The 22,097-nt window shown below is 54.2% G+C and carries 19 protein-coding genes; 5 read left to right on the top strand and 14 right to left on the bottom strand.

What is annotated here, in order from left to right; genetic code table 11:
- Positions 1–95: 95 nt before the first annotated feature.
- Together cotE and QMO62_RS07720 are read right to left on the bottom strand one after the other, a co-directional pair.
- Positions 96–662 carry an outer spore coat protein CotE gene (gene cotE / locus QMO62_RS07715; RefSeq protein ID WP_284640015.1) on the bottom strand — a complete coding sequence of 189 codons (567 nt, stop codon included), beginning with the start codon at positions 660–662 and terminating at the stop codon, positions 96–98.
- Positions 663–741: 79 nt separating this feature from the next.
- Positions 742–1,704 carry an aromatic acid exporter family protein gene (locus tag QMO62_RS07720; protein ID WP_284640017.1) on the bottom strand — a complete coding sequence of 321 codons (963 nt, stop codon included), beginning with the start codon at positions 1,702–1,704 and terminating at the stop codon, positions 742–744.
- Between the two features lie 381 nt (positions 1,705–2,085).
- On the opposite strand from QMO62_RS07720, the gene QMO62_RS07725 reads away from it, so the two are divergent.
- On the top strand, positions 2,086–2,976 hold the full coding sequence (locus QMO62_RS07725) for a transposase (RefSeq protein WP_284640018.1): 891 nt from the start codon (positions 2,086–2,088) through the stop codon (positions 2,974–2,976).
- 391 nt (positions 2,977–3,367) lie between these two features.
- Here QMO62_RS07725 and QMO62_RS07730 read toward each other — a convergent pair whose 3' ends face one another.
- Genes QMO62_RS07730 through QMO62_RS07760 form a run of 7 tightly spaced genes read right to left on the bottom strand, consistent with a single transcriptional unit; the run spans position 3,368 to position 13,458 of the window.
- Positions 3,368–3,691, bottom strand: a complete 324-nt coding sequence (locus QMO62_RS07730; protein ID WP_284640020.1) for an SCP2 sterol-binding domain-containing protein — start codon at positions 3,689–3,691, stop codon at positions 3,368–3,370.
- Between the two features lie 3 nt (positions 3,692–3,694).
- A complete protein-coding gene (locus QMO62_RS07735; protein WP_284640021.1) occupies positions 3,695–4,120 on the bottom strand; it encodes a PaaI family thioesterase in 426 nt (141 codons plus the stop codon).
- 54 nt (positions 4,121–4,174) lie between these two features.
- Positions 4,175–5,848, bottom strand: coding sequence for a long-chain-fatty-acid--CoA ligase (locus tag QMO62_RS07740; RefSeq protein ID WP_284640022.1), 1,674 nt, complete (start codon positions 5,846–5,848; stop codon positions 4,175–4,177).
- A 33-nt stretch (positions 5,849–5,881) separates the two neighbouring features.
- The gene (locus QMO62_RS07745) at positions 5,882–7,651 is read right to left on the bottom strand and encodes an acyl-CoA dehydrogenase FadE (RefSeq protein WP_284640023.1); all 1,770 of its coding nucleotides are present in this window, start codon (positions 7,649–7,651) and stop codon (positions 5,882–5,884) included.
- A 26-nt stretch (positions 7,652–7,677) separates the two neighbouring features.
- The gene (locus tag QMO62_RS07750) at positions 7,678–8,859 is read right to left on the bottom strand and encodes an acetyl-CoA C-acyltransferase (RefSeq protein ID WP_284640025.1); all 1,182 of its coding nucleotides are present in this window, start codon (positions 8,857–8,859) and stop codon (positions 7,678–7,680) included.
- 26 nt (positions 8,860–8,885) lie between these two features.
- The gene (locus tag QMO62_RS07755; protein ID WP_284640027.1) at positions 8,886–11,282 is read right to left on the bottom strand and encodes a 3-hydroxyacyl-CoA dehydrogenase/enoyl-CoA hydratase family protein; all 2,397 of its coding nucleotides are present in this window, start codon (positions 11,280–11,282) and stop codon (positions 8,886–8,888) included.
- A gap of 40 nt (positions 11,283–11,322) precedes the next feature.
- Complete coding sequence (locus tag QMO62_RS07760; RefSeq protein ID WP_284644887.1) at positions 11,323–13,458, bottom strand: (Fe-S)-binding protein; 2,136 nt, start codon at positions 13,456–13,458, stop codon at positions 11,323–11,325.
- Between the two features lie 198 nt (positions 13,459–13,656).
- Here QMO62_RS07760 and fadR point away from each other — a divergent pair, with 198 nt between their 5' ends.
- From fadR to QMO62_RS07780, 4 genes are all read left to right on the top strand, one after another.
- Complete coding sequence (gene fadR / locus QMO62_RS07765) at positions 13,657–14,241, top strand: fatty acid metabolism transcriptional regulator FadR (RefSeq protein ID WP_284640028.1); 585 nt, start codon at positions 13,657–13,659, stop codon at positions 14,239–14,241.
- A 37-nt stretch (positions 14,242–14,278) separates the two neighbouring features.
- Complete coding sequence (locus QMO62_RS07770; protein WP_284640030.1) at positions 14,279–15,049, top strand: electron transfer flavoprotein subunit beta/FixA family protein; 771 nt, start codon at positions 14,279–14,281, stop codon at positions 15,047–15,049.
- 16 nt (positions 15,050–15,065) lie between these two features.
- A complete protein-coding gene (locus QMO62_RS07775) occupies positions 15,066–16,067 on the top strand; it encodes an electron transfer flavoprotein subunit alpha/FixB family protein (protein WP_284640032.1) in 1,002 nt (333 codons plus the stop codon).
- 74 nt (positions 16,068–16,141) lie between these two features.
- Positions 16,142–16,753: a P-loop nucleotide/nucleoside kinase family protein gene (locus QMO62_RS07780; protein ID WP_284640033.1), complete on the top strand. Its 612-nt coding sequence runs from the start codon at positions 16,142–16,144 to the stop codon at positions 16,751–16,753.
- Positions 16,754–16,801: 48 nt separating this feature from the next.
- Here QMO62_RS07780 and QMO62_RS07785 read toward each other — a convergent pair whose 3' ends face one another.
- The 5 genes from QMO62_RS07785 to QMO62_RS07805 form a co-directional block, all read right to left on the bottom strand.
- A complete protein-coding gene (locus tag QMO62_RS07785) occupies positions 16,802–17,071 on the bottom strand; it encodes a hypothetical protein (RefSeq protein WP_284640036.1) in 270 nt (89 codons plus the stop codon).
- A 72-nt stretch (positions 17,072–17,143) separates the two neighbouring features.
- Positions 17,144–19,114 (bottom strand): DUF2207 domain-containing protein, encoded by a 1,971-nt coding sequence (locus QMO62_RS07790; RefSeq protein ID WP_284640038.1) that lies wholly within the window; start codon positions 19,112–19,114, stop codon positions 17,144–17,146.
- A gap of 130 nt (positions 19,115–19,244) precedes the next feature.
- Positions 19,245–20,105 carry an ABC transporter permease gene (locus QMO62_RS07795; protein ID WP_284644888.1) on the bottom strand — a complete coding sequence of 287 codons (861 nt, stop codon included), beginning with the start codon at positions 20,103–20,105 and terminating at the stop codon, positions 19,245–19,247.
- Positions 20,105–20,893: an ABC transporter ATP-binding protein gene (locus tag QMO62_RS07800; protein ID WP_284640040.1), complete on the bottom strand. Its 789-nt coding sequence runs from the start codon at positions 20,891–20,893 to the stop codon at positions 20,105–20,107. The genes QMO62_RS07795 and QMO62_RS07800 overlap by 1 nt, the downstream gene beginning before the upstream one ends.
- Positions 20,894–20,989: 96 nt before the next feature.
- A complete protein-coding gene (locus QMO62_RS07805; RefSeq protein ID WP_284640041.1) occupies positions 20,990–22,018 on the bottom strand; it encodes an ABC transporter substrate-binding protein in 1,029 nt (342 codons plus the stop codon).
- Between the last annotated feature and the right edge of the window lie 79 nt (positions 22,019–22,097).

A 22,097-nucleotide genomic window follows, 5' to 3' on the forward strand; every position in this document is an offset into this window, starting at 1 on the left:
AACCTTCCGACAACAAAAAAGAGGGCTAACGCCCTCTGCCGAAATCTGCTGCTGCGGCATATACTGCTAACAAACAACAGATACCGTGGCCTAACTTAATTCACGTCGTCGTCAAGCAAATCCGGATCGAGATCCTCGAAGTCACCCTCATCGGCATCGTCGAAATCGATCCCTTTGTCCTCCAGGTCGTCACCGCCGTAAGGGGATACGACGACATATACCTTCGTCTCAGCGATCATTTCCACCTTGTACTCACGCTCTACGCGAATGAGCACGCTGTCTCCCGTAGAGGAAATGCTGGCTTCTACGCAATTTGGCTCTTGAGTGGATACCGCAGACACCTCAGCGGTTGTCGGCTTATGCTTCTTATCAAGATAAGTAAGCGGAACGACCTCTACATAAGAAATCGTTTCTTTCGCAACATCCGTTTTGGTATTTCTGTCATAGGAATACCAAATGTTGATGTCGTAAGTACCCACCACCTCTACATGGTCCCCCGACTTCACCGCATCATATTGGTTGTTGATAATCCAAGCACCCAAAATACTCGTCGGAGCATGAGGCGGAGTGACCGAGTTGGTTACCTGAGAAAATTTGCGTCCTTTGCCGCAGACAGCCTTCGTATAGATCTCTCTGACTTGCAGGTCTTTATCTAATGACATCCTTTCTACCTCCTCCATACAATCATTCATTACATGTGTATGCAGGACATTCGTCTAGGGTGACAAAAACTTTTACATTTTATATCGTTTCTTTTGAAAATTTCTTTTTTTCTCGTTTGGCGATAGATAAATAATGCTTCAATTCCATCAACAGCTGCAGCAGTGCCGAACGTACCTCGAACTCCTCCCGTGTGGCCGGAAGCGCCGTTTGCTTGAACCTGCTCTCCAATTGGAGCAGCAGCTGTTCGGCTCTGCCTGTGTAATAATCCACGAATACGTCCTTCGAAAGCTCCTCAAAAACATTCGCCAACAGCTCTCCGTGCGAAAGCGTCTGATAGACCTGAGCGACCAAAGGAATCATCCGGTCGACCGATTCCATTTGCTGTTTGCGCATACTTATGTAGGTAGACCAGGAATCGGTTTCCCCGAACCACAGCGTGTTTTCGTTTGAACGTTGGGCGGCTTTCCAACCGTCCTCCAAAAGGTCATGTGCGAGCAGCAGCTCGTTTCCGTCCCAGATGTGCGCCGTATTCCTTAGATGTCCCGCAATCTCCGTGAAAATTCGTGAAAAGCAGTATTCCAACCGCTCCTTCAGCCCGGCGAGACGCTTGTCCTCCTTAGGCATATAGCTAATATTAATCAGCGTTGCCGTACCGAGACCTACCAGGAGCAGGCAAACCTCATTCAGGATCAGATGAGGATCCACGCTTTCCGCGGCGAACAGATGAAACATGACTACCGAGCCGGTAACCGCGCCCTCCCTTAACTCCAAACGACTCAGGATGGGAAATAAAATTAGAAGAAAGAGCCCGATGACCCACACCTGAAACCCGAACACGTAAAATAATAATGCGGCTATCAGCAAGCCTAGAATTGAAGCCGCTAAGCGCTGAAGCGAGGTGCGTAAGCCTCTTCGTTTCGTCACGTCCACACCCAGGATTGCCAGGAGACCGGAGGAGAGCGGCGAATGAAGACCCAATGCTTGTGAAATGAGAATGGATATAACGACAGCCAGTGCCGTTTTGATGACTCGGAAGCCCATAGATGTCCCCCTTGCTGAGGCAAGTACGTAAAATAAGGTAAGTATATTGTACCTATTGTAATCAGAATTGCTTCTTAACGCTATAGTTTGTGGAGTATGTTGCTCTATCGTCCTGCCTTCCTTTTTAACCACTATCCCCTTTGATCAGGAAGATTAGCCGGGGGGATATGCCGAAAGTTGCCCGTCTTCCTGCTGTTTACTGCACGGCCTGTCAGTTATCTTGTGGGTATTTCATTACAACTCAGTATTCCGTGAAGGGGTCTATCCCCTCTATTCAGGAATGAAAAATATTTTGAATTTGGAACATTTCTCTTGTAATAGGAACATATGTTCTGTATAATATAAGTTAATTGAAACATTAGCAACGGGAGCGGATTCGATATGAAGCAAGAGCAAACCGAAAACCTTCAGCAGCTTCTTGAACATTTTGAAAATACGACTTCCAGCTCGGAGCTTTTATTTCAGCTCAAATGGCCCGGGGGGTTCGTCTGTCCCCGCTGCGATCATCGATACGCTTATACCATCTCCACCAGAAAGCATCCGCTCTTTGAATGCGCACACTGCAAATATCAAGCCTCCCTTACCGTAAATACGATTTTTGAAGGCAGTTCAACGGACTTATCCAAATGGTTTGTTGCTTTATATTTATTTTCGACCGATGAAGGTACTACCGCCGTTCGACTTCAGCGTACTATTCATGTTACTTACAAGACAGCTTGGTTAATGCTTCACAAAATACGTTTTGCTGCAGGCCATAAGGATGCTCAACAACTATTGTCCGGTGTTGTGCGTATAGGCGCTGCCTTCTATGGGCGTTCGTTCCATTCTTCCTACGAAGGACATCCCGAGGAGCACCCTATTCTCATCGGAAGCGGCACTTCATCACAATCTCCTCATGAGCCTGGCTATATCAAAATGCGGGTAGTATCCAAAGAACATATGCATCACCGCAGAATTCTCCGTTCAGGCACTCACGCCTTTTTGAAAAAAGAAGTCGCTCCCGCTACAGAGGAAATTCGTACGGTCACCGAGCGCTACAGCGAGCACCGATTTGTCCATCTGATCAAACACGTCCTTCACGCAAGCAAGTGGATCAACCGAACCTTTCATGGTCTCGGGCGCAAGCATCTGCAAGCTTATTTAAACGAGTTCTGCTATCGCCTTAACTTCGAGAACACTTCAACTCAAGAGGAAAGCCTGATGAGTAATTTGCTGCGCTTATGCTTTCATTCCCCTAGGATTACCTATGCTTGCCTGACAAAGCGAAGCTAGAGGTTATCCTCTCTGCCATGCCATCGCGTGATTGGTCTAGAGATAGTTTCCTCATTCACCTAAACATCATTTTATGGTAAGAAGCTTTTGTTGTTTCCATCCTTCGCACAGCAGCGATCATTCCTGAACAATGGGGATGAGACCCATTCACCGTCGTCTTAGCTAAACGTTTCCCTGAAGCAAAGGGATAATAAGACAGACTTCCGAGAGTCCAGTAGGTGGGGGTTTGGGGCCAACAGCAGCAAAAAAGCAACCCAGTCTGCGGTCATATTCTATCCTGATAAAAGGGGATAATGACCGGAAGGGAAGCTCAGACCCACAAAGCTTTCGTGCCATCCATTTCTTTACATACAAAAAGGCCTCCAATGAGGCCTGCAAATCAGCTCACAGCTTACCTTTTATACTGCTTTAGCACCTCCTGAAGCTTCATGGCAAGGCTTAAATTACCGCCGATTTTGAGCGAACCGGATAGGAAGGCTTTCATTGCGTTAAGCTCGTTGTTTAGCAGCTTCATAAGATTGGCCGTCGTCAAGGTCAAAGTGCAATCCGCCAAATACGGCGTGCCCTCCATCACTTCCACTGTGCCCGATCGAAAACGTACCTGTAATATTTCCGCATCCAGCTCCAGCTGGTAAACGGACTGCAGCGGACGAATCGGATCGGGATTCTCATTCATTCGATCGGCAAGCTGCTGTAATCGCTCCTTCACGTCCATCTTCTACACTCCCTTCTGAGGTGGGATCACCCGAAATGTACCCGTACCGAACGCACAACGCTTCCCTTCTTCGTCATACACAAAGCCTTGCGCCGTGATGAGCTTGCGGGAGCTGTGAATGAGCCCGGCCGTCACCTTCAAGGCTCCTTTGTCCGCAGGGGCCAAGTAGTGGATGTTGAGGTTGGTTGTCACTACTCGATCTTCAGGCCTCGCAATCATTGCGGCAAGACCCATAGTAGAGTCGAGCAATGCGGCATGCACGCCTCCATGCAATATCCCCAAGTGATTCAGGTGATGCTTTCGAAGCTCCACCCGGATGATGATTTCCTCGGGGGATACGGTTACAATCTCAGCCCCGATATGCTCCCAAAACGTTCCTTGGGCCGATTTTTTTAATTTCTGGAGAAAATCGGAATTTACACTTTCCATAAGCATGGTCCTCCAGGATTCGTTTGCCCTATCCAATCCTAACCGTTCCGTTTGTTATTCCTGCTGCTCGGTTTCCTCCTCCAGCAGCTTTCTGCGCAGGATCTTGCCAACGATCGTCTTCGGAAGACTTTCCCGGAATTCAAATAGCTTTGGCACCTTGTAGGCGGCCAATCTATCCTTGCACCAGGCCTGTAGCTCGGCGCCGTCGGCTTCCGAACCTTTTTTCAATACAATGTAGGCTTTGACGGTTTCCCCTCGATACGGGTCGGCTACTCCCGCCACCACCGCTTCAACGACATCAGGGTGCTCATACAGCACCTCTTCCACTTCTCTAGGATAGATGTTATAGCCTCCTGCTATGATGAGGTCCTTCCGCCGATCCAGGATGTAGAAGAAGCCCTCTTCGTCCATTCGCGCCATGTCGCCGGTATAAAGCCAGCCGTCCTTTAGCACCTTGGCGGTTTCCTCCGGCCGCTTCCAGTACCCCTTCATGATCTGGGGTCCGCGCACCGTCAGCTCTCCGATCTCGCCAACCGGCAGCTCCTTTCCCGTCTCGATGTCGACGACACGGCACTCCGTATCCGGGAAGGGAATCCCGATGGAGCCGACCTTTCGTTTTTCCCAAATGTTGTTCGCATGAGTTACGGGAGAAGCTTCGGTCAGTCCATACCCTTCAATAAGCTTCCCTCCAGTTGCCTTCTCAAAGGACTCCTGCACCTCATAGGGAAGCGAAGCCGCACCGCTGATGCAAAAATCGATGGACGACAAATCGAATTGCTTAATCTTAGGGTGCTGGAGCAGGGAAATGTACATGGTCGGAGCACCGGGGAAGATGGTGGGCTGCTCCTGATGAATCGCCTCAAGCACTTGAGTAGGCTCGAACCGAGGAATGAGCAGCAGGGTTCCGGCCAAGTACACGGATTGATTCAAGAGCACCGTTAAGCCGAACACATGGAAAAAAGGGAGCGCCGCCAAGTATCGTTCATAAGCAACCTGGGACCGATAGGCCCATAAGCGGCTTTGGATGGTATTCGCTATCAGATTATAGTGAGTCAGCATGACACCCTTAGCTACACCTGTGGTTCCTCCTGTATATTGAATAAGGGCCAGATCTTGCTCCGCATTGACTACAGCTAGAGTCGGTGTTGTGTCAGCCTGATGCAGCAGCTTCATAAAGGACAGCACCTGTTCACTGTACAAAACCTTTCGTTTCAGGCCGTCCTTTTTGGCTTTGATCGGATAGAGGATGTTTTTCGGAAATGGGAGGTAATCTTTGATGGAGGTAACGACCGTATATTGGACTCCGGTTGCAGGGACCGCTTTCATGACCCGGCTAAACAAAATGTCCAGAGTAACGAGCAGCTTTGCTCCGGAGTCATTAAGCTGATATTCCAGCTCGCGCGGCATATATAAGGGATTAGTCATTACAACGATGCCGCCCATGAGCAAGGTGCCGAAATAAGCGATAACGGCCTGGGGACAATTGGGCAGCATGATCGCGACCCTGTCCCCTTGGCGAAGGCCCAATCGGGTTAATGCATTGGCAAATCGATAGGCTGCGTTCAGCAGCTGGCGATACGTAATGTTTTTGCCTAAGAAATGGAGTGCGGTATGACCCGGGTATAAGGAAGAGGTCTGAATAAGAAAAGATGCCAAATTATGCTTCGGGTATGGGTAGGTCGCAGGCACTTCGACTGGGTAATGTCGTAGCCATGGCTTGGTTGACATATCTACCACCCCTTATGATGTTCATGCTGATAATCACACGGTATATTGCTCTGTTTCAATGACACGTGCGGCAATTCTTCGTTTCAAAGAAAGGGTATTTACCGGGGATTTGCGTGCGAGCTTCTTCAGAATGGAGAGCTGCGTTCGCAGCATATCTCCTTCCTCCATCGCCGCCAAAGATTCCTTCGCCAGCCCTTCGATACGGTCAAACGTCTCCTGAACGAACACGATCGTCATCTCGATCGCATTACGGGACTTCTCCTCCCCGCGCTTGTCGATCAGCTTCTTCGTGCGAAGCAGCGCGCTTTCCATCGCATAGACACCGATCATCATATCAGCTAAATGACTTAGCAGCTCCTGTTCCTGCTCCAGCTTCAGCTGATATTTTTGGACGGCTTGTGCGCCGATCATCAGGAATATTTTTTTGGCCATCCCTATCAGATGGGCTTCTTGCTCCAGAGCACCCTCGAATCCTTGGGCCGGAACAAGCGACAAGAGATCGGACTGAAGCGCCATAGCCTTCTGCATCAGCGGCAGCTCTCCTTTCATGGCCCGCTTGATGAGCGTCCCAGGGATCAGCAGCCGGTTGATTTCATTCGTCCCTTCGAAAATGCGATTGATTCTGGAGTCGCGATAGATTCGTTCGATACGGTACTCCTGGATAAAACCGTAGCCTCCGTGAATCTGCACGCCTTCGTCCGCTACAAAATCGAGCGTTTCCGACCCAAACACTTTGTTGATGGAGCATTCCAACGCATATTCGGCAATCGCCTTGGCGGATTGGGTTCCGACATTCGGGCTGGCATAATCGACCTCTGCCAATCCTTCCTCGAACAATCCGGCTGTACGGTACACCATGCTCTCCAGCACGTAGGTGCGAAGGTTCATTTCAGCCAGCTTTTTGCCGATCAGGGGGAAGGAGGAGATTTTTCGTCCGAATTGGGTTCTCTGATTCGCATACACCGCAGAGTAGCCGATCGAATCCTTGGCTGCCCCGAGACAACCTGCCGCGAGCTTGAAGCGCCCTATGTTCAGGATGTTAAAGGCGATCAGGTGGCCCTTGCCAACCTCCCACAGCAGATTGCCGACAGGCACCTTCACATCCTCGAGAATGAGCGGGCGGGTGGAAGAGCCCTTGATGCCCATCTTCTTCTCCTCCGGTCCGACACTCACGCCTTCCATGGTCCGCTCCACAATAAAGGTGCTGAAATCCGTCCCATTCACCTTGGCATATACGATGAACACGTCGGCAAAGCCCGCATTCGTGATGTACTGCTTGGTGCCGTTCAATATATAGTATTCACCATCCTCGGATAAGGTGGCAGTTGTTTTGGCTCCAAGCGCATCCGATCCGGAAGAAGGCTCCGTCAGGCAGTATGCGGCAATCTTCTCCCCTGTAGCAAGCTGAGGCAGGTATTTGTTCTTCTGCGCCTCCGAGCCGAAGTATACGATCGGAAGGGTGCCGATACCTACATGCGCTCCTATGGACAGTGCGAAAGAGGAAGCTTTGGTGAGCTTTTCTCCTATGAGGGTGGAGCTGATTTTGTCCAGGCCGATTCCTCCGTACGCTTCCGGGACATCCGCTCCCAGCAGTCCAAGCTCCCCTGCTTTGCGCAGCAGTGTAACGGTAAGCTCGTAGTTCAGCTTCTCGAGCTCCTCGTCATGCGGAGCTACATCGCCGGCCACAAAGTCCTCCGTCGTTTGGGCGATCATTCGATGCTCTTCGGTAAAATCCTCCGGGGTCACGATCCGGTTATGATCGATATCGTCGATAATAAAGCTTCCGCCGATGGTTTTCTCCATTCGCTCATCTCTCCCTTGCTCCAAGTTTACGGATGCACCTCAAATACCCCTGCTGCCCCCATTCCGCCTCCGATGCACATCGAGACGACTCCGATGCCGCCTCCCCGCCTCCGCAGCTCATGCAGCAGCGTCGCTGTAAGCTTCGTTCCCGTGCAGCCCAGCGGATGACCGAGCGCAATGGCGCCCCCGTTCACATTCACCTTCTCCTCATCCAGCTTCAGCTCGCGGATGACCTGCAGGCATTGGGAAGCGAATGCCTCGTTAATCTCAAACAAATCCACGTCGTTTATCGTAAGACCGGCCATTCGCAGCGCCTTGGGTATCGCTTCAATCGGACCAACGCCCATAATTTCCGGCTCCACCCCGGTTAAGGCAAACGCTCGGAAAGTCGCTATCGGCCGCAGGCCGAGCGCCTCCGCGCGCTCTTTGCTCATGAGAACGGCGGCTGCCGCACCGTCGCTCATCTGCGATGCGTTGCCGGCGGTAACGGTGCCTCCCAGCTTGAAGGCAGGTTTCAGCTTCGCAAGCACCTCCGTCGTCGTATCAGCCCTGACGCCTTCGTCCGTATCGAAAAGGAACGACTTGGCCAGGACCTTACTGCCTTCTTCCACCTGCTTCCACTCGACCTGGAGGGGCACGATTTCGTCCTTAAATTTACCCTCGCGCAGCGCTGCTGCCGCTTTTTCGTGGGAGCGAGCGGCGAAACGGTCCTGCTCCTCCCGGCTCACCCCGAAGCGCTCCGCCACATGCTCCGCAGTATGCCCCATGCCGATATATACCTCCGGCATCCGCTCCACAATCCTCGGATTCGGCGACAGCTTGAATCCGGTCATCGGCACGTGGCTCATGCTCTCCACCCCGCCGGCGATGACCACATCCGCTGCTCCCAGCATGATCCGTTCCGCCGCGAAGGCGATCGACTGGAGGCCGGATGAGCAGAACCGGTTGACGATGAGTGCCGGCACCGTCACCGGGAAGCCCGCATACAAGGACATGATGCGGGCAAAATTCAAGCCCTGCTCGCCTTCCGGCATGGCGCAGCCGATGATGATGTCCTCCACATCCTCCTTGCGCAGACCCGGCGTCCGCTCCACCACCGCCTCGAGGACCGCCTTGCCCATATCCTCCGCTCTCGTTTGGGCCAGGCTGCCCTTCTTGGCCTTGCCGACCGCCGTACGGGCAATCGATACGATGACAGCTTCTCTCATTGGCTTTTTCACCTCTTCCGAGTTCATTAGTTGCGAAGCGCTTTGCCCTTGGACAGCATGTGCTGCATCCGCTGCTGCGTCTTGGGCTCGCCGCACAGGCTCAGGAACGCCTCCCGCTCCAAATCGAGCAGGTACTGCTCCGTCACAAGCGACCCTGCGGGCACATCTCCACCGGCAAGCACATGCGCCAGCTTCGACGCGATCTTCACATCGTGCTCGCTGATATAACCGCTCTCTCTCATCGCGAAGGCGCCAAGCTTCAGTATTGCCTTGCCCTCGGCCCCGGCCACGCGAATTCGCTCCTCGGGAATCGGCTCGTAGCCGCTCTTCGCGAGCGCCAGGACGGACTTCTTCGCCTCGTGGATCAAATGCTCCTGATTGACCACGATACGGTCCGTCGGCTTTAACAGCCCGATACGCTGCGCATCATGTCCGCTGGTCGATACCTTCGCCATGCCGATCGTCTCGAACGCCTGATTCAGGTACGGCTGCAGCTCTGCCTCCGGATGCGAGGCCATGCGGCTTACCCGCAGCGCCATCTCCTTGCTGCCCCCTCCCGCAGGAATCAAGCCGACGCCGACCTCGACCAGTCCGTAATAGGTTTCCGCAGAGGCTACGACCTGATCTGCAGGCATGCATACCTCCACACCGCCTCCCAATGTCATGCGATGCGGCGCCGCCACGACCGGCTTCTCGAATTTCTTGAGCCGGTACATGGTGTTCTGAAACAGCCGGATAATGCCGTCGATTTCATCCCATTCCTCATCCTGCGCCTCCATCAGCAGGATCATCAGATTAGCGCCGACACAAAAGTTTCGTCCTTGATTGGCGATCACCAGACCCTCGTAATTGCGGCGCACCTCCTCCATGCTTTTCTGTATCATCATCAGGATATCCGCACCGATCGCATTGTTCGGTGAATGAAATTCCAGACAGGCTACACCATCCCCGATATCGATTAAGCTCGCGCCGCTGTTCGACAGAATGACCTTGTTCTGCTGCTTCAGCCGTTTCAGTGAAATTTCCTCCGGCGGCGTATCCAGCTGCACATATCGGCCTCCCGCCATATAAAACGGCGCGCCGTCCCGCTCCCGATAGAAAGAGGTATTTCCCTCCGCAATCCATTCCTTTACCCACGCCGGTATGGGTAGCCCATCCGCTTCCATGCGCTCCGCCGTACGGACAAGACCAAGGGCGTCCCACGTCTCGAACGGGCCGAGCTCCCAGTTAAAGCCCCATTTCATGGCATCGTCGATGTCACGAATGGAATCGGCGATTTCACCGAATTTGGCGGCGGAATAAACGAGAACCTTGCTCAGGATGCGCCACGCCAGCTCCGAAAACCAATCCTGGCCTTCGATCAGTGCCTTCGTCTTAGCCTTTGCTCCCTTCGCCAGCTTAGCAGCCTCCAAAGAGGCGGAAGCCGGCTTTTTTTGCGGAACATAATCCATGGTCTTTAGATCCAAAGACAGGATCACGCTGGCGCCGCCTTCTCCCTTTTGCTTCAAGTAAAAGCCTTGGCCGGACTTCTCGCCTAACCAGCCGCGTTCCACCATCGTCCTAAGCATGTCGGGAACGGCAAATACCGCCTTCTCCGCTTCATCCTGTACATTACCGTACACGTTATTGGCTACATGAACGAAAATATCGAGCCCTACCAAATCCAAGGTTCGGAAGGTGGCACTCTTCGGCCGGCCCAGCGCCGGTCCCGTCACTGCGTCCACCTCTTCCACGGTATAGCCTTGCTCCACCATCTCCTGCAGGGTAACGAGCAGACCGTAGGTGCCGATCCGGTTGGCGATGAAGTTCGGTGTATCCTTGGCGGTTACGACGCCTTTGCCAAGTCGCTTTTCGCAAAATCTGCGCATTCCTTCCACTATGCTGGGATCCGTCCGTTGTCCGGGGATGACCTCGAGCAGCTTCATGTAACGAGGCGGATTAAAGAAGTGAGTGCCCAAGAAGTGGGACTGCATAGCATCGCTAAGGTGGGAAGACATCGCGTTGATGGAAATGCCCGATGTATTCGAGCTCACAACCGTGCCCGGCTTCCAATGCACCTCGATCCGGCTCAACAGCTCCCGCTTCACTTCCAGCTGCTCCACGATCACCTCGATCACCCAATCCACCTCGGCAATTTGCGGCAGATGATCCTCCAAATTTCCCGGCGTGATCCTGTCGGCGAAGGCATCGTCATACAGCGGTGCGGGCTTCAACTTCTTCAGGCGGCCGATCGCCTGTGCCGCAAGGCGATTGCGGACGGCAGGGTGCTCCAGCGTGAGTCCTTTCGCCTTCTCCTCCGAAGTGAGCGACTCCGGTACGATATCCAGCAAAAGGCAAGGAATGCCAACGTTAGCCAAGTGGGCGGCAATGCCGGACCCCATCACTCCGGAGCCGATGACGGCTGCTTTACGGATTTCTCTCATGACGCAAATCCCTCCATATGTTATAGGAATGAGTGCTGCGCTAGTTAACCGTTCCGAATATGGATTGCTCGAGCAGCTCTGCAATGTCTCGTGCCTTTACCTCATTCTCCACTTCCTTCAGCTTGGTGCCGTCCTCCAGCATGGTCAGACAATAAGGACATGCGCTGCTGATGACGGTCGGCTTCACTTCCAGCGCCTGTTCGGTCCTTGCGAGATTGACCCGCTTGCCTGACGTTTCCTCCATCCACATCATTCCGCCTCCGGCGCCGCAGCACATCCCGTTCTCACGGGAGCGTTCCAGCTCTACCAGCTCCACGCCGGGGATAGCTCTGAGCACCTCGCGCGGTTGTTCGTACACTCCGTTATAGCGGCCTAGGTAGCATGAGTCGTGATAAGTGATGCGCTCCCTAACTTCATGCCGGGGCTTCAGCCGTCCGTTTCGTACCAGCTCTGAGAGCAGCTCGGAATGATGCAAAACCTCAACCCCTGCCATCCCAAAGTCAGGATATTCATTCTTCAGCGTATTGTAGGTATGCGGGCAAGCCGTAACAATTCTGCGAACGCCATACTTTACGAAGGATGCGATATTGTCCGCGCAGAGCTGCTGGAACAGCATTTCGTTGCCCATACGCCGTGGGGTATCGCCGGAATTACGCTCCTCATTGCCCAAGACGGCGAAGGAAACGCCGGCCTCATGCAGCAGCCTGACGAGCGCCCGGGATACCTTGCGGCTTCGCAGATCATAGGAGCCCATGGAGCCTACAAAAAACAAATACTCAAAGTCCGGCCGCTCCTTTACCGTGGGCACCGGGATCCCCTCCATATCCGCCGTCCACTTGCTTCGGTCGTTGCGGCTTATCCCCCAAGGGTTGCCCTGCCGCTCGATGTTTTGCATCGCTCGCTGTCCTTCGTGGGGCATGCTTCCCTGCATCAGCACCAGATGCCTGCGCAGGTCGATGATTTTATCCACATGCTCGTTGCCTACCGGACATTGGTCCTCACAATTGCGGCACGTCGTGCAGGACCAAATTTCCTCCTCCGTCATCACGTCTCCGATCAGCTCCGTTTCCGTAGCCGGCTTTTCCTGCTGCATCGTCCAGGAGTGCTGCTGCCACTGCAGCGTCGGTCGTATATCGGTGTTCCCTAATGCAGAGTCCCAGTTCAGCGCCTTGGGGATCATGACATGCGCACCGGCACCCCCAAATACAGCTTCCGGCACCCAAGGGGATTTGGAAGTGACGGCGGCCCCCTTTTCCACCAAGTGATCTCTCAGCTTGACGATCAGATGCATGGGTGACAGCACTTTGCCTGTATTCGAGGCGGGACACACATTCGTACAGCGGCCGCATTCGACGCAGGCGTAGAAATCCAGCATTTGCTTTTGCGTAAAGTCCTCGATCCTGCCTACACCGAACGATTCGGCTTCCTCATTCTCAAGATCAAGCTTCTGAAGACGGCCGGCCGGTTCATCTCTTCGTAACCAAAGGTTGACAGGTGCCGTGATGATGTGAAAATGCTTCGATTGGGGAACGTACACTAGGAAGGACAGGAGAATGAGCAGGTGAAGCCACCAGAAGATATAAAAGGCAGCTTGCGCCGCTTGAGCGGATAGTTCGGGAAGTGCGGATGCGATGAGGGAGGAAATCGGTGCGTATTCACTGGGAGGGTGTGCAAGCCATATGCGTTCAAAGGCGAGTGAGAAGAGAACGGACAGCATTAGGGAAAAAATAAACCAAACCACCAGGCTCGGCTTCCAGCCGCGCTTTAATCGGGGAAGCTTCTCCACGTACCTGCGGAAAACGGCGTACCCCATGGCGGCCAGCACTAGCAGCACTGTGATCTCCTGAAGCAGGCTGAACCCGTCGTACCAAGGAATCGGCAGCGGCAGCCCCATACTCAAGCCCTTGTAGATCAAATCCAGTGCTCCGAGCTGCAGCAGGATGAAGCCGTAAAAAATGATGATATGCATGATCCCGCTGCGCCAATCCTTCAACAGCCTCGTCTGCCCGAATACTTCAGTTAGGTAAGCACCGAGCTTCTCCCGGATTTGCCGTCTAAAATCGACAGGCTGGCCCAGCTTCATGTATTGGTACCGATGGGAAACGGCTTTGTAAAATAAATACACGCCATATCCGCTCACGCCCAAAAACAAGATTAGGTTCACCGTCTGCCACATGCTCTCATCCGTCCTTTCGGTTGATGTCGGTATGTTGCGGCGTTGAAGCGTATTCACTTGGAAGCGGTTTTATGTTTCCCCTTTGTAACAGTGTATGTGCGAAAGTCGTTGACAATATGCAACTTTTTTCTTACGATAGAGAAAAAAATGAATGATCATTCATTCAGTTATTCCGAATCATACCATCCGAGGTGCCGAATGACAAGTAAGAAAAAGGAAAAATATCAGCTGATCGTCGACGCAGCCTTGAAGGTGATCGCGGAGCACGGCTATCATAACGCCCAGGTCTCCCGCATTGCCAAAGAAGCCGGCGTCGCGGACGGGACGATCTACCTTTATTTTAAGAACAAAGAAGATATTCTGATCTCCGTCTTCCGGGAAAAGCTCGGCGAGCTGATCGGCCGCTTCCACAACAGCATCAGCGAGTCCCCTACCGCGGAGGAAGCGATTCGGCGGATGTGCCGAATTCACTATTCGGAGCTCGAGAATAACGTCCCCTTAGCCTATGTTACCCAGATTGAACTGAGGCAAAGCAACCTGGAGCTGCGTCACGCTATAGGCGATGTGGTAAAAACGTACATTCATCTCATTGAGCAGGTGCTGCGAAGAGGCGTAGAGGAAGGCTCGTTCCGACCTGATCTCGACGTGAAGCTGACACGGCTGCTGCTATTCGGCGCCATGGACGAGGCTGTCACCTCCTGGCTGATTTCCGGGAGGAAATACTCGCTGTCGGATCAGATCGAAGGTACGGTGGAATTTTTTCTGAGAGGTCTGAAAGCGTAGGTTCCCGATATGTATGTAGGGAGAGGAGCGATGCCAAATGAACATTTATGTGCTCATGAAGCAAACGTTTGATACTGAGGAAAAAGTGATTCTCCTGGACGGCGCTGTCTCCGAAGACGGCGTGAAATTCGTCATCAACCCGTATGACGAATACGCGGTGGAGGAAGCCATCCGTGTCAAGGAGCAGCACGGCGGCAAAGTAACTGTCGTGTCCGTCGGACCGGAACGCACCGCGGAGGCGCTCCGCACGGCGCTGGCCATGGGAGCCGATGAGGCCGTGCTCATCACGGATGAACGGCTCAGCGCCGATGAGTACGCGGTAGCAAAGGTGCTGGCCGCTTACTTGTCGCAGCAGGGCGGGTCGGATCTGGTGCTCGGCGGCAGCTTTTCCGTCGATCACGGCGCCGGTCAGGTCGCCATCCGTACGGCCCACCTGCTCGGCATTCCCCATGTCGCCTCCGTCACAAAGCTCGATATTGACGGCAATACGGCGACGGTCGAGCGGGATGCCGAAGGCGACACCGAGACGCTTGAGGTGACTCTCCCTGCCCTCTTCACCGCTCAACAAGGCTTGAACGATCCCCGCTATCCATCGCTGCCGGGCATTATGAAGGCGAAGAGAAAACCGTTCCACCGTCTCTCCCTTGACGACCTCAGTCTAACCGAAGCAGATATTGCCCCTCGAACCCGACAATGCACCCTCTCCCTTCCACCCGCCCGCAAAGCCGGTCAGCTGCTGCAGGGCGAGCCGAAGCACCAGGCCGCAACGCTCGTTCAGTTACTCCGCACGGAAGCGAAAGTACTGTAAAGGAGGATTCCATCGCATGAGCCCATCGTATTGGATCGTTGCAGAAGCCCGGGGCGGCAAGCTGCGCCAGGTCACGCTGGAAATTATCCAGGCGGCGCGAGCGGCCAAGGAGGACGGTGACCGCATAGAGGCCATCCTGATCGGTCATCAGCTCGCCAGCCTGGTGGAAGAGCTTCAGAGCTATGGTTTGGATCGAATCTATGCAGCGGATGCTGAATCGCTCGCGCACTACAATCCGGAAACGTATTACCCGGTCATCGCGAGCCTGCTGGCTGGTGCGTCGGAGCCGCCTCGCGCCGTCTTCTTCCCGCACACGGCGACCGGTCGAGACCTTGCGCCGAAGGTAGCCGCACAGCTCGGAGCAGGCCAAATTTCCGACGTCATTGCGCTGGAGAAGTCCGCCGACAGCGGAGAGCTGCTGTTTACGCGCCCGCTGTACGCCGGCAAAGCCTTCGAGCAGAAGGCGTTCCTGCCGGATGCGCGGCCGATGGTCGTTACCTTCCGGCCGAACAATCTTCCCGCGGCGGAAGCGGCCGCAGAAGGCAGTGCATCGGCTGATGTAGTGAACATCGCCGTAGCTCCCTCCCCCGACCTCCGAACCGTGGTCAAGGATGTGGTGCGCAAAGCCTCCGGCAAGGTCGATCTCACCGAGGCGAGAATCGTCGTCTCCGGCGGCCGCGGTGTCAAGAGCGCAGACGGCTTCCAGGTGCTGGACCGGCTGGCCGAGGTGCTGGGAGCGGCGGTCGGCGCCTCCCGCGGCGCCTGCGACGCCGGGTACTGCGACTACGCGCTGCAGATCGGGCAGACCGGCAAGGTCGTTACGCCGGAGGTGTATATCGCCTGCGGCATCAGCGGCGCGATCCAGCATCTGGCCGGGATGAGCCAGTCCCGCATCATCATCGCCATCAATAAGGACCCCGAGGCGCCGATCTTCAAGCTCGCCGATTACGGGATTGTCGGGGACTTGTTCGAGATCGTTCCGCTACTGACGGAGGAATTCAGGAAAGCGCTTAGCTGACGAACCGATTCCATATCGCCTCCTGCTTCGGTATTCGTTATAATGAATCTACTGAAGTGTTGGAGGTTTTTCTCATGAGCAAACTCGTTTTCTTTCTAGGCCCGGCCGGGGCGGGCAAAACCACACTGGCCAAAGCGGTAGCGGCGAAGCGGCACGCCGGCTTCTTCGATATGGATACGCTGCTTAGACCTGCCGCTGTAGCACTGATGACCCAAGCGGGACTTGATCCGGATGACAGGGATTCGCAGCAATATAAAATCCGGTGCCGTGACGTGGGCTACCGGATCACGATGGACGCGGCTCTCGAGAATCTGCAGCTCGGGAACGATGCCTTTGTCGTTGGCCCCTTCACAAAGGAAACCTCGGACCCTGACTGGCTGCGGCAAGAGCTCGCCCGAATCGCAGACACGGCTTCCGAAGCAGTGGAGGTAAAGGTCGTGTACGTGTACTTGAAGGACATCGACCTATACAGGCTTCGAATACAGGAGCGCGGTCTGTCTATCGACGCATGGAAGCTGGAGCATTGGGAGGAGTTCAGCCAATCGCTCGCCGTGCGAACCATTGCTTGGCCGCTTCCGGTCGATGCGATCCTCTACTACGATAATGCCGTGCGGTTGTCGGACGTAGTGACGGCGAGCATTGAAAGGTTTATTTACGGGGAAACACGGGAAAATACAGCTCAATAAACAGCAAAAGGGGCTTAACCCATAAGCGGGTCAGCCCCTTCCTTTTCCTTACGAACTGATCGTAAAGTGATTGACCGAACGAAGGAATCTTCTTTCGTTATGCTTGTCCTTCCGAACGGTAGCCTCCGTATCCGAATAGCTGATCATGACGCCGGGGCCGTAAATTTTCTCATTGTTCCGGGCATATACGATAATAGGCGTTTGGTTGCGGATCGCATCTTCGAACTGTTTATCGGTCGTTAATTTTTCCAAGGAAATCGGTCCCTTCAGTAAAGAATGAAAGCCGCATCGGCTATAGGTCACCCTTAATAATGCCATGCTTTCTTCCCGAATGCAAATCCGTTGCAAAAAGCCCTCCATGCCGTATGACAAAGAGGGCTAATAAGCCGGCTAATCGGCCCCGGTTCCTCCGCCGTCCCCTGAGCCGCTATCACTCGAGCCCCCGCTGGAGCCGGAGTCGCCGGATCCGCTTCCCCCCGTGGAGCTGCCTGCAGCCTTGGCCGGAGCAAGCTCTGCCATCGTGCTCTGCAAATATACCACTCCCTGCATTACGCCCGGCTGCAGCCATATGGAATTCGTGCTTACTCCCGCTTCCTTCATTCGCTGCAGCACCTTCCGCACATAGGGCATTCCTGCCTCCAGTAGCACTGCGTAATGCGCAAGCCTTTCCCAGCGATCAACGTCGACATCTGCGTAGGGAGCCCCCTTCTTCAGCTGCATTCGCCAAGCAAGAATCGAGCTCCGGTACGCCGCAGCTTCGCGCGACATGGCAGTTCGGGGAAGGATAGGTATGAGAATGATCGATAAGATGGCGATCATCAAATATCCAGCGGTATATGTATCCTCAGCGAGCTGAGCCGCAATGAAGAAGCCGAAGACATAATACCCAATGAAATATCGCTTCTTCTCCGCCTTCCAAACGGCGATCAGCAGTCCGAGGCACAGCAAACCGAAGGCGATCCACCAATCGGACCAAGGCGCTGCATCCATTATGTACAGGGTGAGGATTAACATCACATGGAAAATCATCGTTCCGATAAGAAACGGTTTACGCAGCCGGTTCTCTTGAAAGAAAGCGTCCAATCCTTGCTGCTCCTTCTCCTTCTCCGCCCATTCCTCGAACCTCCTGCGAAATCCGCTCATGCGATTGCGGTAATGATGAACCCGCTTCTGCTTGCTCCGTTCCGTCTTCGTAGGTCCCGCCGCGGAATCCATCGAGAAGCTGCGTCCTTCCTCACTTTTGGCCCGAAACAACCATCGAAGCAGCAGCCTGTCGGATTCCTTGCCCTGCAAGGACGCAGCATTCCCCGGATAAAGAAATCGCAGCACCCGATGAGGAGCCCCGGTTTCCGCACGAAGCCGATTTTCCGCCTCGGTCTCCGATACGTGTAGCATGCCCCTTTGTATCATGGAAAATAATCCCGCCACATAATCTCCCGGCTTAAGCCGCCCCTTGCGATACAGGTATACAACCCAGAAGGGCTCCGCTTCTTCAAGCTCCTCGAATGATTTCTTATGCTGGCTCCAACGTGCAGTCCATTGCGGCAGACGAAAACCGTACCACAGGATTAGCAGGGCTGCGATGAGCAGTACAATAATCAACAGTCTCTTCCCTGCGGGCAGCAGCTGGTCCCGATTCGCGACCCGTTCCGCCTGATTTTTCTCTGATTCCAGAATCCGCTCAACATCCATAGCTTTGCTTTTCGTCGGCGACTCCGCCAGCGCATCCGCCGGAAACAGGATACGCAGCTCGGCATCCCCGAATTCGGATAACCTTTCATTCTCGTACCGGACGGCGCCGTTCTTCCATTGAACCGTCCCACCTGTCCTGTCGTGCAAAAACGCATGCACATTTCCGTCTCCTGCCGGCTTAGGCAGCGTCAGCTCCATTCGGACCTTGTGCAAATCCGTTTCATTGTTATTGAAAAATTTCCAGAGCAGCTCGCCCGTCTTCACATATTTGGAAGCGGCCTGATCCACCCGGTATCGGTAGTATACCTGTTTCGTTTCATCCTTGGAGGGAAAATCCACGTAAAACGTATCGTTGCCCGAATCGAAACGAGTCTGCAGCTGCTTTAACCCCTCGTGAGAGAACGTTCCCAGCTTCCCCCCTAACGGAGGTACATACGCCTCGAAAAATTCCACTCCATTATGCTCACCCAGCTCCACGGCGCGCTTCGTATGCTCATATGTGCCGGAGAAGGAGTAGGTAAACAGCTCCTCTACATAGAGATCCCCGTCGGGCAGCACCGCAGCCTTCACGCTTACTTCATCAATCGAATAGTCCCGCTCACCTTCTTCACAGCCTGCCACAATCCAAAGTACGAATAACAGAAAAAGGGCAGCCCCTTTTTTCATCATGATTCACCTGCCTTCCGATAATGATCCCAATCCTTTTATTAACCCATGGAAAAAGTGATGAAACATAAAAAACACCCTATCCCCTTCCATCAAACGATGGACACTCCAGGGACGGGTGAAGGCTATCCGGCTAATTGTTACTTACCAGCTTGCTCTCAAGGTAAGCCACCGCTTGGTACATCAAGGCTGCGGCAATGGCGATAATGAACAAGCTGCCGATGACCAGCGTAAAGTTAAACACCTGGAAACCGTAGATGATCAGGTAGCCGAGTCCTTGCTTCGATACAAGAAATTCCCCCACGATCACGCCTACCCAAGAAAGTCCGACATTTACCTTTAAGGTGGAAACGATGGTCGGATAGGAGGCCGGCAGCACCGCTTTGCGGAAAACGGTGGAGCGGTCCCCGCCGAATATGCGAATGACCTTGATATAGTTCGGATCGACCTCACGGAAGCTGTTGTACACGACCAGGATCGTGATGATCACCGTAAGGGATAACGTGGTGGCGATGATAGATAACACGCCGGGTCCCAATGCCACGATAAAGAGTGGTCCGAGCGCCACCTTCGGGAGGCTGTTCAGCACGACGATATAAGGATCGAGCACGCGGGAGAGAAACGGGGAAAACCAGATCAGCGCCGCTACGGCCGTTCCCAGCAGTGTCCCTAGCAGGAAGCCGACAACGGTTTCCCACAGCGTAACCTGAACGTGAATCAGCAGCGTATTATCGTTCAGCTTCGTCCACAGCAGCCCGAGCACCCGCGTCGGCGAGCTGAAAAGCAGTCCGTCGATCCATTTCAACCGGGCCGCCACTTCCCATAGGGAGAAGAACGCAATGAGAACGAAGAGCTGGGTTGTGCGAACATAAAGCGTTTGGATGCGCTCCCTGCTCCGATACTTGCGCAGCACCTCGTTTGTCAGCTGCTCCGACGACCCGCCGCCGGCGGCCACGCTTCCTTCTAATTCCAGCACCTTCGTTCGAGGCTTCATCATATCTCGGCTCCTCCCTTCGCATCCATCTGTTCAAACTGCCCCCACAGCTGCCGGAACAGCTGATGAAAGCCCTCCGCCTCCCTTGCAGCGAGCGGAGGCGTCTCCCGGATCGCCTCCGGAACGTCTACTACGGTCCGAATTCGTCCCGGCCGCGGCTCCAGCACCACCACCCGATCGCTCATCGCCAGCGCCTCCGAAATATCGTGCGTCACCAGAATCGCCGTTTTGCCTCGGGAGCGCAATGTCTCCGCAACCAGCTCCTCCAGCTGAAGCTTCGTCTGGTAATCGAGAGCGGAGAACGGCTCATCCAGCAGCAGAAGCTCCGGCTCCGTAGCCAGTGTCCGCACCAGGGCTACCCGCTGCCGCATCCCGCCGGAGAGCTGCTGCGGATACTTGCCCGCAACATCCGCAAGCCCCATCTCCGCCAGAAGCTCCATGGCGTACGCTTTGGTCTGCGCGTTCAGCTTGCCCATCAGCTCCAACCCGATCAGCGCGTTCTCACCGATCGTTCGCCACGGGAACAAATAGTCCTGCTGCAGCATATAGCCTACCTTTGCCGAGGGCTTTTGAATCACCTCGCCCGCCACCTTAATCGTACCGGCTGACGGAAGCAGCAGCCCGCTGATGAGCGACAGCAGGGTCGTTTTTCCGCAGCCGCTCGGGCCGATCAGGCTGACAAATTCGCCATGCCTCACCTGGAGCTGGATTTGCTCCAAGGCGAGTGTCGCTCCCCTTTTCCCAACATACACGTGAGAAACGTGATCCAGCTCAACCGCATGCACCATATCGCTCTCACTCCTTTATCTTGAATTTCCGAAGGCCTTGACGCGAATGGGGCGCCCCGCTCTCACGACAGCACCCCACAACGCATCCCATGCGGTTTATTTCACCGTTTGCTTTGCCTTCTCGGCAAACTGGTTGTTTACCAGTGTCTTATGGTCCACCTTGGACTTCAGCTCGCCTGCAGCCTCCATGACATTTTGCAGGTTGTTCCACTCCTGCTCATCGACAATACCGTCCGTAGCGAAGGAGCCTTGATCCTTGTAGCGTTTCACCACGCCCTTGATGATCTCCTTATCGGTGTCGGTAAAATAGGAGGCTATCGCTTCGGTAATCTCATCGACACTCGCGCTCTGCACCCAGTTTTGAGCCTTCTGCACCGCGTTCGTGAACTTTTGCACCGTTGCCGCATTTTTGTCCATGTAGCTTTTCTTCGCCATGAATACGGTATAAGGCAGCTTGCCGCTCTCAACCCCGAAGGAAGCAATCACGTAGCCCTTGCCCTGCTTCTCAAACATCGTCGCCTGCGGCTCGAACAGCTGCACGTACTCCCCTGTGCCCGAAGCGAAAGCCGTTGGAATATTGGCGAAATCGACGTTCTGAATCAAATTCAAATCCTTCTGCGGATTGATGCCGTATTTTTTCAGCGTGAATTCGCCGGCCATTTGCGGCATACCGCCTTTACGCTGACCAAGGAAGGTACTGCCCTTCAGCTGGTTCCAGTCGAACTTCCCCTGGATCGGCTTACGCGCTACGAGGAACGTACCGTCCGTCTGTGTCAGCTGCGCAAAGTTGATGACGGGATCGTCACTTCCCTGCTGATGTACATAGATGGACGTCTCCGAGCCGACCAGCGCGACATCAATGCCGCCCGATAGCAGGGTCGTCATCGTTTTGTCCCCGCCGAAGGTAGTGGTCAGCTCGACGTCGAGCCCTTCTTCCTTGAAAAATCCTTTGCTGATGGCCACATACTGAGGTGTATAGAAAATGGAGCGTGTCACCTCGCCGATTCGTACTTTGGTCGATTCTTGTCCTGAATTGCCTGTTCCGCAGCCGGTCAACACTACAGCAGCCGTTACAATGGCCGCTACCGCCCCGGTGAACCACCGTCCAGCCCTTTTGTTGTTCATGGCAAGCCCTCCATGCGTTTGTAAGATTGTGGGATATCTTATGCACGCGCCCAGAAAAAGGTGCAAGGTGCGGCGAATC

The organism is Paenibacillus silviterrae (assembly GCF_030167925.1).
Taxonomy (GTDB): Bacteria; Bacillota; Bacilli; order Paenibacillales; family NBRC-103111; genus Paenibacillus_G; species Paenibacillus_G silviterrae.

What these genes read in the sequence shown, in the direction of transcription:
- cotE (WP_284640015.1), bottom strand. Translation starts at nt 662, where the DNA reads ATGTCATTAGATAAAGACCTGCAAGTCAGAGAGATCTATACGAAGGCT.
- QMO62_RS07720 (WP_284640017.1), bottom strand. Translation starts at nt 1,704, where the DNA reads ATGGGCTTCCGAGTCATCAAAACGGCACTGGCTGTCGTTATATCCATT.
- QMO62_RS07725 (WP_284640018.1), top strand. Translation starts at nt 2,086, where the DNA reads ATGAAGCAAGAGCAAACCGAAAACCTTCAGCAGCTTCTTGAACATTTT.
- QMO62_RS07730 (WP_284640020.1), bottom strand. Translation starts at nt 3,691, where the DNA reads ATGGACGTGAAGGAGCGATTACAGCAGCTTGCCGATCGAATGAATGAG.
- QMO62_RS07735 (WP_284640021.1), bottom strand. Translation starts at nt 4,120, where the DNA reads ATGGAAAGTGTAAATTCCGATTTTCTCCAGAAATTAAAAAAATCGGCC.
- QMO62_RS07740 (WP_284640022.1), bottom strand. Translation starts at nt 5,848, where the DNA reads ATGTCAACCAAGCCATGGCTACGACATTACCCAGTCGAAGTGCCTGCG.
- QMO62_RS07745 (WP_284640023.1), bottom strand. Translation starts at nt 7,651, where the DNA reads ATGGAGAAAACCATCGGCGGAAGCTTTATTATCGACGATATCGATCAT.
- QMO62_RS07750 (WP_284640025.1), bottom strand. Translation starts at nt 8,859, where the DNA reads ATGAGAGAAGCTGTCATCGTATCGATTGCCCGTACGGCGGTCGGCAAG.
- QMO62_RS07755 (WP_284640027.1), bottom strand. Translation starts at nt 11,282, where the DNA reads ATGAGAGAAATCCGTAAAGCAGCCGTCATCGGCTCCGGAGTGATGGGG.
- QMO62_RS07760 (WP_284644887.1), bottom strand. Translation starts at nt 13,458, where the DNA reads ATGTGGCAGACGGTGAACCTAATCTTGTTTTTGGGCGTGAGCGGATAT.
- fadR (WP_284640028.1), top strand. Translation starts at nt 13,657, where the DNA reads ATGACAAGTAAGAAAAAGGAAAAATATCAGCTGATCGTCGACGCAGCC.
- QMO62_RS07770 (WP_284640030.1), top strand. Translation starts at nt 14,279, where the DNA reads ATGAACATTTATGTGCTCATGAAGCAAACGTTTGATACTGAGGAAAAA.
- QMO62_RS07775 (WP_284640032.1), top strand. Translation starts at nt 15,066, where the DNA reads ATGAGCCCATCGTATTGGATCGTTGCAGAAGCCCGGGGCGGCAAGCTG.
- QMO62_RS07780 (WP_284640033.1), top strand. Translation starts at nt 16,142, where the DNA reads ATGAGCAAACTCGTTTTCTTTCTAGGCCCGGCCGGGGCGGGCAAAACC.
- QMO62_RS07785 (WP_284640036.1), bottom strand. Translation starts at nt 17,071, where the DNA reads ATGGCATTATTAAGGGTGACCTATAGCCGATGCGGCTTTCATTCTTTA.
- QMO62_RS07790 (WP_284640038.1), bottom strand. Translation starts at nt 19,114, where the DNA reads ATGATGAAAAAAGGGGCTGCCCTTTTTCTGTTATTCGTACTTTGGATT.
- QMO62_RS07795 (WP_284644888.1), bottom strand. Translation starts at nt 20,105, where the DNA reads ATGAAGCCTCGAACGAAGGTGCTGGAATTAGAAGGAAGCGTGGCCGCC.
- QMO62_RS07800 (WP_284640040.1), bottom strand. Translation starts at nt 20,893, where the DNA reads ATGGTGCATGCGGTTGAGCTGGATCACGTTTCTCACGTGTATGTTGGG.
- QMO62_RS07805 (WP_284640041.1), bottom strand. Translation starts at nt 22,018, where the DNA reads ATGAACAACAAAAGGGCTGGACGGTGGTTCACCGGGGCGGTAGCGGCC.